General features: G+C 59.5%; 10 protein-coding genes and 2 pseudogenes. 6 read left to right on the top strand and 6 right to left on the bottom strand.

All coding sequences use genetic code 11. The features are described from left to right. Positions 1 to 56: 56 nt before the first annotated feature. The gene (locus tag LJU32_26180; protein WKV88773.1) at positions 57 to 659 is read right to left on the bottom strand and encodes a peroxiredoxin; all 603 of its coding nucleotides are present in this window, start codon (positions 657 to 659) and stop codon (positions 57 to 59) included. A gap of 312 nt (positions 660 to 971) precedes the next feature. Between LJU32_26180 and LJU32_26185 the strand changes: the two genes are divergently transcribed. Both LJU32_26185 and bfr read left to right on the top strand, forming a co-directional pair. After that, a complete protein-coding gene (locus LJU32_26185) occupies positions 972 to 1,190 on the top strand; it encodes a bacterioferritin-associated ferredoxin (GenBank protein WKV88774.1) in 219 nt (72 codons plus the stop codon). A gap of 200 nt (positions 1,191 to 1,390) precedes the next feature. Further along, positions 1,391 to 1,864 carry a bacterioferritin gene (bfr, locus tag LJU32_26190; GenBank protein WKV88775.1) on the top strand — a complete coding sequence of 158 codons (474 nt, stop codon included), beginning with the start codon at positions 1,391 to 1,393 and terminating at the stop codon, positions 1,862 to 1,864. A 254-nt stretch (positions 1,865 to 2,118) separates the two neighbouring features. On the opposite strand, the gene grxD is transcribed toward bfr, so the two are convergent. The 3 genes from grxD to LJU32_26205 all read right to left on the bottom strand — a co-directional run bounded on the left by grxD (position 2,119) and on the right by LJU32_26205 (position 5,089). Then, positions 2,119 to 2,460, bottom strand: a complete 342-nt coding sequence (gene grxD, locus LJU32_26195; GenBank protein WKV88776.1) for a Grx4 family monothiol glutaredoxin — start codon at positions 2,458 to 2,460, stop codon at positions 2,119 to 2,121. A gap of 97 nt (positions 2,461 to 2,557) precedes the next feature. After that, positions 2,558 to 4,663 (bottom strand): molybdopterin oxidoreductase family protein, encoded by a 2,106-nt coding sequence (locus LJU32_26200; GenBank protein ID WKV88777.1) that lies wholly within the window; start codon positions 4,661 to 4,663, stop codon positions 2,558 to 2,560. 135 nt (positions 4,664 to 4,798) lie between these two features. Then, positions 4,799 to 5,089: a hypothetical protein gene (locus LJU32_26205; protein ID WKV88778.1), complete on the bottom strand. Its 291-nt coding sequence runs from the start codon at positions 5,087 to 5,089 to the stop codon at positions 4,799 to 4,801. A 402-nt stretch (positions 5,090 to 5,491) separates the two neighbouring features. Here LJU32_26205 and argF point away from each other — a divergent pair, with 402 nt between their 5' ends. After that, positions 5,492 to 6,412, top strand: coding sequence for an ornithine carbamoyltransferase (gene argF / locus LJU32_26210; protein WKV88779.1), 921 nt, complete (start codon positions 5,492 to 5,494; stop codon positions 6,410 to 6,412). Beyond that, positions 6,409 to 7,517, top strand: a pseudogene (locus LJU32_26215) (ABC transporter ATP-binding protein). Before argF ends, LJU32_26215 begins: the two are co-directional and overlap by 4 nt. Before the next feature lie 119 nt (positions 7,518 to 7,636). On the opposite strand, the gene LJU32_26220 reads toward LJU32_26215, so the two are convergent. Both LJU32_26220 and ybaK read right to left on the bottom strand, forming a co-directional pair. Continuing rightward, on the bottom strand, positions 7,637 to 8,419 hold the full coding sequence (locus LJU32_26220) for a PhzF family phenazine biosynthesis protein (protein ID WKV88780.1): 783 nt from the start codon (positions 8,417 to 8,419) through the stop codon (positions 7,637 to 7,639). A 98-nt stretch (positions 8,420 to 8,517) separates the two neighbouring features. Further along, positions 8,518 to 8,988, bottom strand: a complete 471-nt coding sequence (gene ybaK, locus LJU32_26225; GenBank protein WKV91205.1) for a Cys-tRNA(Pro) deacylase — start codon at positions 8,986 to 8,988, stop codon at positions 8,518 to 8,520. 350 nt (positions 8,989 to 9,338) lie between these two features. Between ybaK and LJU32_26230 the strand changes: the two genes are divergently transcribed. Together LJU32_26230 and glpK are read left to right on the top strand one after the other, a co-directional pair. Continuing rightward, a complete protein-coding gene (locus LJU32_26230) occupies positions 9,339 to 10,190 on the top strand; it encodes an aquaporin (GenBank protein WKV88781.1) in 852 nt (283 codons plus the stop codon). 77 nt (positions 10,191 to 10,267) lie between these two features. Further along, positions 10,268 to 11,769: pseudogene (glpK, locus tag LJU32_26235) on the top strand (glycerol kinase GlpK). Positions 11,770 to 11,850: the final 81 nt, after the last annotated feature.

Raw genomic sequence — 11,850 nt, forward strand, 5'->3', positions numbered from 1 at the left:
CCTGCGCATGAAAAAACCGGCCACGTGGGCCGGTTTTTGTACCTCGACGTTGCGCCTTACAGGGCTGCAGCGTTCTCGGTCAGGTAAGCCGCAACGCCTTCTGGCGAAGCGTTCATGCCTTTGTCGCCTTTCTTCCAGTTGGCCGGGCAGACTTCGCCGTGCTCTTCGTGGAATTGCAGTGCGTCGACCAGACGGATCAGCTCTTCCATGTTACGGCCCAGCGGCAGGTCGTTGATGATCTGCGAGCGAACCACGCCTTTGTCGTCGATCAGGAACGCGCCACGGAAAGCCACGCCGCCTTCGGATTCAACGTCGTACGCCTTGGCGATGTCGTGCTTCATGTCGGCAGCCATGGTGTATTTCACCTGGCCGATGCCGCCATTGTTGACCGGGGTGTTGCGCCAAGCGTTGTGGGTGAAATGCGAGTCGATCGACACAGCGATCACTTCAACGTTGCGTGCCTTGAAGTCAGCCATGCGGTTGTCCAGAGCGATCAGCTCGGACGGGCAGACGAAGGTGAAGTCCAGCGGGTAGAAGAACACCAGGCCGTATTTGCCTTTGATGGCCGAGGACAGGGTGAAGCTGTCAACGATCTCGCCATTGCCGAGTACGGCCGGGACGGTGAAGTCTGGGGCTTGTTTGCCTACGAGTACGCTCATTGATATCTCCTGGTGTAAAAACTTGAAGTTCAGAGTCCGCGCCAGCCTGTCACCCTCAGGCGACAGCCCTGTGACACGAACCCTCTTCGCAAGGGAGGACCATCATACACTGCGTGTTTGGCCTGTCCGTAGCGGATTTTCCCTGTTCGGTTGTCCACTGCGTATTCATGGGGTCAGACGAGCATTTGAAAAATACCGTTCGTCAGTCGTTGGGAAATTGGCTGCGAAGCGTTCCGAAAGCACTTTGACAATCATTCTCGTTAACATTAAGATCCATCGCAATTGAGTCACAACCAGCGACGGTTCTTACTTATGTATGTTTGCCTCTGCACTGGCGTCACCGACGGACAGATCCGCGAAGCGATCTATGAAGGTTGCTGCAGCTACAAAGAAGTTCGCCAGGCCACCGGCGTCGCCAGCCAGTGCGGCAAATGCGCCTGCCTTGCCAAGGAAGTGGTTCGCGAAACCCTGACCAAGCTGCAAACCGCCCAGGCCGCGATCCCCTACCCGGTAGAATTTACTGCCGCTTGATGCCCCCATTTCAAAGAACCGGACTTCGCGTCCGGTTTTTTTATGCCTGAAAATCAATTGCTTAGCGTCCAGACGCGGAACACAAACATTCTTATTCCGATTAATTTTCATTTATTATTCAATAACTTAGGTTTGACACTTATAACTGCCAAGCTCAAACTCCGCCTTATATACAGTTAATACAGGGCAGGACTCCGATCATGAAAGGCGACATTACAGTCATCCAGCATCTCAACAAGATCCTCGCCAATGAGCTGGTCGCGATCAATCAGTACTTTCTGCATGCGCGCATGTACGAAGATTGGGGTCTGAACAAGCTCGGCAAGCACGAATACAAAGAATCCATCGACGAGATGAAACACGCGGACAAGCTGATCAAGCGCATCCTGTTCCTTGAAGGCCTGCCGAACGTGCAGGACCTGGGCAAGCTGCACATCGGCGAGCACACCCGCGAAATGCTCGAGTGCGACCTGCGCATCGAAAAGACCGGCCATGCCGATCTGAAAGCCGCCATCGCTCATTGCGAGACCGTTGCCGACTTTGGCAGCCGTGAACTGCTCGAAGACATTCTCGAATCGGAAGAAGAACACATCGACTGGCTGGAAACCCAGCTCGGCCTGATCGACAAGATCGGCCTGGAAAACTATCTGCAATCGCAGATGGGCGAAGAGTAGGAGCTGTCGAGTGAAACGAGGCTGCGATCTTTATCGATTTCAGCCTTAATACTCAGTCAACTCGTATAACCAACAAAAAGCCCCGCCCTCTTTCGAGGTGCGGGGCTTTTTGCTGGCCAAAGATCAAAAGATCGCAGAAGTCGCATGAAACCAATGTGGGAGCGGGCTTGCTCGCGAAGACGTCGTGTCAGTCACCATCACAGCAAACTGAGAGACTGCTCTCGCGAGCAAGCTCACTCCCACATAAAGCCTGATCAGGCTTCGGACTTGTTCGCCGCTGCCGCTTCGACAGCCGCCTTGATGGTGCTTTGCAGCGAACCGTCTGCAGCCATCTCGGTCATGATGTCGCTGCCGCCGACCAGTTCACCGCCGACCCACAGTTGCGGGAAAGTCGGCCAGTTGGCGTACTTCGGCAGGTTGGCGCGAATTTCCGGGTTCTGCAGGATGTCCACGTACGCGAACTTTTCACCACAGGCCATCACAGCCTGCGCAGCTTTTGCGGAGAAGCCGCACTGCGGGGCATTCGGCGAGCCTTTCATGTAAAGCAGAATGGTGTTGTTGGCAATCTGCTCTTTAATCGTTTCGATGATATCCATGGAGCACCTCGGCTGAACTTTCCGACTCAGAGGTCGGCACGGTGGCGCATTGTAACGGAATCCCGAGCGCCATGCTCGGTCTCCCCGACAGACCCGCTCAAGCCGCCGCCACCGTCACCGGCACGCCATTCAACGCCGCGTTGCCCGACAGTTCGTCGAGCTGGCACTCGTCGGTCAGGTCGTTGGCGCTCGACCCCGGCTGGCCGCTGGCAATCGCCATCTGCACGCCCGGGCGCGCGTGGCCCCACCCGTGGGGCAGGCTGACCACGCCTTTCATCATGTCGAGGCTGGCGAGCACTTCCACCTCAATCTGCCCGACCCGCGAGCTCACCCGAACCCGTTGCCCGTCGGCCAGACCACGGCTGGCCAGGTCATCCGGGTGCATCAGCAACTGATGCCGCGGCTTGCCCTTCACCAGTCGATGAAAATTGTGCATCCACGAATTGTTGCTGCGTACATGGCGACGGCCGATCATCAACAATTCATCAGCAGCCGGCGCCTGCAATGCGGCAAAGCGCGCGAGGTCGGCGAGGATCTCCGGCGGTGCAGCCTGGATACGCTGATTCGACGTTTTCAGACGTGACACCAGGTTCGGTTTCAACGCACCCAGATCGATGCCGTGGGGATGATCGTACAGGGTCGCCAGCGACAGCTTGTGCTCGGACGCATCGCCGTAGCGGCCCATGCGCAGGCCCATTTCGATCATCTTCGCCGGCGGCATCGTCGGTTTCAGTTCCTTGGCGGTTTTCTCGGCGAAGGCCTTGGCCAGCCCGACGAAGATTTCCCAGTCGTGCAGCGCACCCTCGGGCTTGGCGAGGATGGCGCGATTGAAGCGGGTCACGTTACGCACGGCGAACAGGTTGAACGTGGTGTCGTAGTGATCGTTTTCCAGCGCCGAGGTCGACGGCAGGATCAGATCGGCATAGCGCGTGGTTTCGTTGATGTACAGGTCGATGCTGAGCATGAAGTCGAGGCCGTCCAGCGCCTGCTCCAGTTGCCGGCCGTTGGGTGTCGACAACACCGGGTTGCCGGCCACGGTGATCAGCGCGCGGATCTGCCCCTCGCCTTCCGTGAGCATTTCTTCGGCCAGCGCCGAAACCGGCAACTCGCCGCCGTATTCAGGACGCCCGGAAACCCGGCTCTGCCATTTGTTGAAATGCCCGCCCGAGGTCGACGCCACCAGATCTACAGCGGGTTCGGTGCACAAAGCACCGCCGACGCGGTCGAGGTTGCCGGTGACCAAATTGATCAACTGCACCACCCAGTGACAGAGGGTGCCGAAGGCCTGCGTCGAAACGCCCATGCGCCCGTAGCAGACCGCACTCGGCGCAGCAGCGAAGTCGCGCGCCAGTTGGCGGATCTGCTCGGCCGGCACCGCGCACAACGGGCTCATGGCTTCGGCACTGAACGATGCCACGGCGTTGCGCACCTCATCCAGGCCATCGACCGGCAAATGACTGTCGCGGGTCAGGCCTTCGCTGAACAGCGTATTGAGCATGCCGAACAACAGCGCCGCATCGCCACCGGGGCGAACGAACACATGCTGATCGGCCATCGCTGCGGTTTCGCTGCGGCGCGGATCGACCACCACCACTTTGCCGCCGCGCGCCTGAATCGCCTTCAGACGCTTCTCGACATCCGGCACGGTCATGATGCTGCCGTTCGACGCCAACGGATTGCCACCGAGGATCAGCATGAAATCGGTGTGATCAATGTCCGGAATCGGCAGCAGCAAACCGTGGCCATACATCAGATAGCTGCTGAGGTGGTGCGGCAGTTGATCGACCGACGTTGCCGAGTAGCGATTGCGGGTTTTCAGCAACCCCAGGAAGTAATTGCTGTGGGTCATCAGGCCGTAGTTGTGCACGCTCGGATTGCCCTGATACACCGCAACGGCGTTCTGCCCGTGACGTTCCTGAATCGTCGCCAGTTTCTCGGCCGCCAGCGCGAACGCCTCGTCCCATTCGATCGGCAGCCATTCGCTACCGACGCGGCGCATTGGCTGGCGCAGGCGGTCGGGATCGTTCTGAATATCTTGCAGGGCCACGGCTTTTGGGCAGATATGACCACGACTGAAAGTGTCGAGGGCATCACCCTTGATCGAAGTGATCGCAACGTTGCCATCGGTTTCCGTGGTTTCGATGGTCAGGCCGCAGATGGCTTCGCACAGGTGGCATGCACGGTGGTGAAGAGTCTTGGTCATGGCCAGTCTCTATCTTGTTCGGAGGCAGGCAATCACGCCCGCGGGAACAAAACTATGGCCCGTGCGCGGAGACGGCGCCAGCGACGTTCGTCTTGTGAATCGACGGTTATCAGGACAGCCGATAAACCGCCCGCATCAATTCGGCGGCAACTGCGGCGGCGCAGCCAGCTGGATTTCCTGGATGGTTTCGATCTGCTCATGGGCGACGTGCACGCCGGTGAGTTCGCCGATCAGACGCCAATGCTCATCAAGCCCGGCGCTGATAGTGGCCATGCGATCGATCATGTGTCGACCGGCGGATTTGACCACTTCGTCGTCACTGCGCAGCAACTCGAAAGACATCGACGTAACTGACGCGGTGAGATGGGTCAGGGAGCGAGCCGTGTGGCCCAGCAGTTCCATTAACAGTTGTTCTTTCGATTCCATGCGGAGGCTTCCTGCGTCGCTCGAAACTTATTTATAACCCAGCACTTTGCTTTAGCAAATGTTTCAGTCTGATCATCCGACCAAGCGAAACCTTGGCGCAGCGGTCGTAACCCGAGCAAGCCGAACTGATGCCGTCGCGGCGCATTGCCAAGCGCGGCGGGGCCAGTGTACAAAGAGGCTCGCTGCTGCAATCAACTCGGCTTCAACAGGCGCGATCGAATTATTCGGTCCGCTGTCCGATCCCGCAGAAACCGTAGCCTATTGGCGTAACGCGACATTTAGTGTCAATATCGCGCCTCCCCTATTTCGTCGCCCCGTGCGGCTTACGCCGCAGGTCTCGCCCGTTGTTCCGTTAAACAAGGCTTTGAGCATCTGCGGTCTGTAGCAAAAAGGTAGTCAATGATGAGCGCAAGGCACTTTCTCTCCCTGATGGATTGCACGCCCGAAGAGCTGGTCAGCGTGATCCGTCGAGGCGTTGAGCTCAAGGACCTGCGTAACCGCGGCGTACTGTTCGAGCCATTGAAAAACCGCGTGCTGGGGATGATCTTCGAGAAATCCTCGACCCGTACCCGGATCTCTTTCGAGGCCGGCATGATCCAGCTCGGCGGCCAGGCGATCTTCCTGTCCCCGCGCGACACGCAACTGGGCCGTGGCGAGCCGATCAGCGACTGCGCCATCGTCATGTCGAGCATGCTCGATGCGGTGATGATCCGCACCTTCGCCCACAGCACCCTCACCGAATTCGCCGCCAACTCACGCGTGCCGGTGATCAACGGCCTGTCCGATGATCTGCACCCGTGCCAGTTGCTCGCCGACATGCAGACCTTTCTTGAACACCGTGGCTCGATCCAGGGCAAGACCGTGGCCTGGATCGGCGACGGCAACAACATGTGCAACAGCTATATAGAAGCGGCGATTCAGTTCGACTTCCAGCTGCGCGTGGCCTGCCCGGAAGGTTACGAGCCGAATCCCGAGTTTGTCGCCAGAGCTGGCGATCGCGTGACCATCGTCCGCGATCCGCAGGATGCCGTGCGTGGCGCGCATCTGGTCGGCACCGACGTCTGGACTTCGATGGGCCAGGAAGAGGAAACTGCCAAGCGCCTCAAGCTGTTCGCGCCGTTCCAGGTCAACCGTGCCCTGCTCGACCTCGCTGCCGAGGACGTGCTGTTCATGCACTGCCTGCCGGCGCACCGTGGCGAAGAAATCAGTCTCGACCTGCTCGATGACCCGCGCTCCGTCGCCTGGGATCAGGCAGAAAACCGTCTCCACGCACAGAAGGCCCTGCTCGAGTTCCTCGTCGAACCGGCATATCACCACGCATGAGCCATGAATTACTGCTGAACCTGCGCAACCTCGCTTGCGGCTATCAAGATCAACGCGTGGTGCAGAACCTCAATCTGCACCTCAATGCTGGCGACATCGGCTGCCTGCTCGGCTCGTCGGGCTGCGGCAAGACCACCACCCTGCGCGCCATCGCCGGTTTCGAACCGGTGCACGAAGGCGAAATCACCCTCGGTGGCGAAACCCTCTCCAGCGCCGGTTTCACCCTGGCGCCGGAGAAACGCCGGATCGGCATGGTGTTCCAGGACTACGCGCTATTCCCGCACCTGAGCGTGGCCGACAACATCGCCTTCGGCATCCGCAAGCACCCGAACATGGCGCGCGTGGTCGAGGAACTGCTGGAACTGGTCAACCTGAAAAACCTCGGCAAGCGCTTCCCCACGAGTTGTCCGGTGGTCAGCAACAGCGCGTCGCCCTCGCCCGTGCCCTGGCGCCGGAGCCGCAATTGCTGCTGCTCGACGAGCCGTTCTCCAACCTCGATGGCGAGCTGCGCCGCAAGCTCAGCCATGAGGTGCGCGACATTCTCGAGGCCCGTGGCACCAGTGCGATTCTGGTCACCCACGATCAGGAAGAAGCTTTCGCCGTCAGCGATCACGTTGGCGTGTTCAAGGAAGGTCGGCTGGAACAGTGGGACACGCCCTACAACCTCTACCACGAACCGGCAACGCCTTATGTCGCCAGTTTCATCGGTCAGGGTTACTTCATTCGCGGCCAGCTCGTCAGTCCGGAGTCGGTGCAGACTGAGTTGGGTGAACTGCGCGGTAATCGCGCCTATACCTGGCCGATTGGCGGTGCGGTGGATGTGCTGCTGCGTCCGGATGACATTGTTTACGCGCCGGACAGCGCATTGCAGGCGCAGATTGTCGGCAAGACATTCCTCGGCGCGGCGACCTTGTATCGCCTGCAACTGCCGACTGGCGCGCAGCTGGAATCGATCTTCCCCAGCCATGCCGATCATCTGGTCGGCGCGCAGGTCGGGATTCGCGTAGCGGCGGATCACCTGGTGTTGTTCCAGGCTTCGGGGAGCACTGCGGCACAGATTCCGGCGGTGGAAAACGGCGTCCGTCGATTCAGCACCAGCCTCTGATCCGCACTGGATAAAAATTGTGGAGCGAGCCTGCTCGCGAATGCGGTGTTTCAGTCGCCGAAGATGTTGACTGAAAGAGCGCTTTCGCGAGCAGGCTCGCTCCTACAGTTGGTATTGCCTCAGCCTAAAAACAGGGTGCCGCTGGCCACCAGCGTCGCATTGCCGCCAATCTTCACTCGCTCCCCTTCCAACCGACAGAACAACTCCCCGCCCCGCGCCGAGCGCTGGCACGCGGTCAGGTTCGATTTGCCCAGACGCTTGGCCCAGTACGGAATCAGGCTGCAATGGGTTGAACCGGTCACCGGGTCTTCATCGATGCCGATCGCCGGGGCGAAATAGCGCGAGACGAAGTCATGCTGATTGCCACGCGCAGTGACAATCGCCCCCAGCCACGGCAGTTTCGCCAGCGCCGCCATGTCGGGTTTGCAGTCGAGTACGGCCTGTTCCGAATCCAGCACCACGAACAGCTCGTTGGAGCCGAGTACATCAACCGCCTCGACACCGAGCGCCCGCTCGACATCCAGCGTCACGCCGATTTCCGACGGCACGATGGTTGGAAAATCCAGCCACAACCGGTCGCCTTCACGGCTGACACTCAGCGGGCCGGACTTGCAGGTGAAGTCGATACGCTCGGCACTTTCCTTATGGATTTCGAACAGTACGAACGCGCTGGCCAACGTCGCATGCCCGCACAGCGGCACTTCAGTGGTCGGGGTGAACCAGCGGATATGCCAGGCCTGGCCTTCGCGCACCAGAAACGCGGTTTCCGCCAGGTTGTGCTCGGCGGCGATTTTCTGCATCAAGTCATCGGCCAGCCAGCTGTCGAGCCGATAGACCATCGCCGGATTGCCACTGAACGGCCGATCACTGAACGCGTCGACCTGATGAAACGCAAGCTGCATGATTTTCTCCCTGAATTGGTCAACCGAGCATGCATTGGCGGGCCGGATCAGTGCCAGTGACAGAATCTGATTTTTTCTTCATACAGCCGATTTTGAAACTACGCGCGGCCGATATCAGCAAACTTCGCCTGGGTGTACTCGGCCAGAACCGCCGGTGCCAATTCCACTTCCAGTCCTCGCCGCCCGGCACTTACATAAATAGTGGCGAACCCCTGAGCGGAATTGTCGATGAAGGTGCGCAGGCGTTTCTTCTGCCCGAGCGGGCTGATGCCGCCCAACAAGTAACCGGTTGAACGTTGCGCGGCAGCCGGGTCGGCCATTTCGGCTTTCTTCACTCCGGCGGCATGGGCCAGCCCTTTGAGGTCGAGCGTTCCGACGACCGGCACCACGGCCACCAGCAGTTCGCCTTTTTCAGTGGCGGCCAGCAAGGTTTTGAACACTTGCGCTGGTTCGAGCCCGAGCTTCTCCGCTGCCTCCAGCCCGTAGGACGCGGCCTTCGGATCATGTTCGTAACTGTGCACGCGATGTTCGGCACGAACTTTTTTCAACAAGTCCAACGCTGGGGTCATGGCAGCTCCGGGTTCGGCAATCTTTGAAAAAGCTGCGGCCGATTCTAGGTCATCGTTGGGCAAAAGGCTCTATTCCAAGCCGCAAATCCCGTGGCTTTGCGCTGTATTCAAGCTGATCGCCGCGCTGATCATTCACACGGCGAATAGTTTTATTGTGACCGACGGTTCACTTTCGACCTTTGACAGCTTTGTTTCTTGTCTATATTTTTTCGAATCTGAATAATGTAAGAATCATGCTCCGCGCAGTACCCAGCAGTAACCCGGGAACCGAATGGGGATTCCGACCCGGTGAAGATCGCGCCCTGCTCCGTTGGCAAGGCGCTACACAAGAAAAAGAACCGAGGTTTTCAATGACAGCTGCTTTACCGCAACCATCGCTTTCCGGCCAATGCATGGCCGAATTCCTGGGCACTGCCCTTTTGATCTTCTTCGGCACCGGTTGTGTCGCCGCGCTCAAAGTCGCGGGCGCCAGCTTCGGCCTGTGGGAAATCAGCATCATCTGGGGCGTCGGCGTGAGCATGGCGATCTACCTCACCGCCGGGGTTTCCGGCGCGCACCTGAACCCGGCCGTGAGCATCGCTCTGGCAATCTTCGCTGACTTCGAAAAGCGCAAATTGCCGTTCTACATCCTTGCGCAGATCGCCGGCGCCTTCTGCGGCGCGTTGCTGGTCTACACGCTCTACAGCAATCTGTTCTTCGATTACGAACAAACCCACCAGATGGTTCGCGGCTCGGCTGCCAGCCTCGAACTGGCGTCGGTGTTCTCGACCTACCCGAACCCGGTGCTGTCGACGGCCCAGGCATTTCTGGTCGAGATGATCATCACCGCGATCCTGATGGGCGTGATCATGGCCCTGACCGATGACAACAACGGCCTGCCACGCGGCCCGATGGCGCCGCTGCTGATTGGTCTGCTTATTGCCGTGATCGGCAGTGCGATGGGTCCGCTGACCGGTTTCGCGATGAACCCGGCGCGTGACTTCGGTCCGAAACTGATGACTTTCTTTACCGGTTGGGGTGAAATTTCCTTCACTGGCGGTCGAGATATTCCGTATTTCCTGATTCCGATTTTTGCACCGATTGTCGGTGCCTGCCTCGGCGCTGCCGGGTATCGCGGGCTTATCGCCCGTCACCTGACCGGCGCCACACCTGCTACAAAGGATGCAGAACCGGCCATTGACGGCAAACCAAGAACTTCTTGAAACAGTCGGCGCCGGCTCCTGCCCATCCGAGCCGGCGCCACGGCCCACTCTCCCTTATTTCGTCCAAGGCAATCGACATGACCGACATTCAGAACAAGAACTACATCATTGCCCTTGATCAGGGTACGACCAGCTCCCGCGCGATCATTTTCGACCGCGATGCGAACGTGGTCTGCACCGCGCAGCGCGAATTCGTTCAGCATTACCCGCAGGCCGGTTGGGTCGAGCACGACCCGATGGAAATCTTCGCCACCCAGAGCGCGGTGATGGTGGAAGCGCTGGCCCAGGCCGGCCTGCATCATGACCAAGTGGCCGCGATCGGTATCACCAACCAGCGTGAAACCACCGTGGTCTGGGACAAGACCACCGGCCGCCCGGTGTACAACGCGATCGTCTGGCAGTGCCGCCGCAGCACCGAAATCTGCCAGCAGCTCAAGCGTGATGGTCACGAAGACTACATCCGCGACACCACCGGCCTGGTCACCGACCCGTACTTTTCCGGAACCAAACTGAAGTGGATTCTCGACAACGTCGAAGGCAGCCGCGAGCGCGCGCGCAACGGCGAACTGCTGTTCGGCACCGTCGATAGCTGGCTGATCTGGAAATTCACTGGCGGCAAGGTGCACGTCACCGACTACACCAATGCCTCGCGCACCATGCTCTTCAACATCCATTCGCTGGAGTGGGATTCGAAGATGCTGGAAATCCTCGACATCCCGCGCGAGATGCTCCCGGAAGTCAAAGCCTCCTCGGAAATCTACGGTCGCACCAAGAGCGGCATCGCCATCGGCGGTATCGCCGGCGACCAGCAGGCAGCACTGTTCGGCCAGATGTGTGTCGAGCCAGGCCAGGCGAAAAACACTTACGGCACCGGTTGCTTCCTGCTGATGAACACCGGCGACAAAGCGGTGAAATCCCAGCACGGCATGCTCACCACCATCGCTTGCGGCCCACGCGGCGAAGTTGCCTATGCACTCGAAGGTGCAGTATTCAACGGCGGCTCTACCGTGCAATGGCTGCGCGATGAACTGAAAATCGTCAACGACGCCCACGACACCGAATACTTCGCCAACAAGGTCAAGGACAGCAACGGCGTGTACCTGGTGCCGGCGTTCACCGGCCTCGGCGCACCGTACTGGGACCCGTATGCCCGTGGCGCGCTGTTCGGCCTGACGCGCGGCGTGCGCGTCGATCACATCATCCGCGCCGCGCTGGAATCGATCGCCTACCAGACCCGCGACGTGCTTGACGCCATGCAGCAGGACTCCGGCGAACGCCTCAAGGCTCTGCGTGTGGACGGCGGTGCGGTGGCGAACAACTTCCTCATGCAATTCCAGGCCGACATCCTCGGCACCCAGGTCGAGCGCCCGCAAATGCGCGAAACCACTGCACTGGGCGCGGCTTATCTGGCCGGTCTGGCCTGCGGTTTCTGGGGTAGCCTGGAAGAACTGCGCGGCAAAGCAGTGATCGAGCGCGAGTTCGAACCGAGCCTTGACGAAACCGAGAAAGAGAAACTCTACAAAGGCTGGAAAAAGCCGTCAGCCGCACCCGTGACTGGGCGCGTGAGGACGCTGAATAAGCCAGCCTTGAGTTACACATAGGTATCTAACTGGTCGGGAGCGGATTCCTGCGGCATCATGGGCAAATTTTGCACGGCAGC

The sequence above is a fragment of the Pseudomonas sp. B21_DOA genome (genome assembly GCA_030544685.1).
Classification (GTDB): Bacteria; Pseudomonadota; Gammaproteobacteria; order Pseudomonadales; family Pseudomonadaceae; genus Aquipseudomonas; species Aquipseudomonas fluorescens_AO.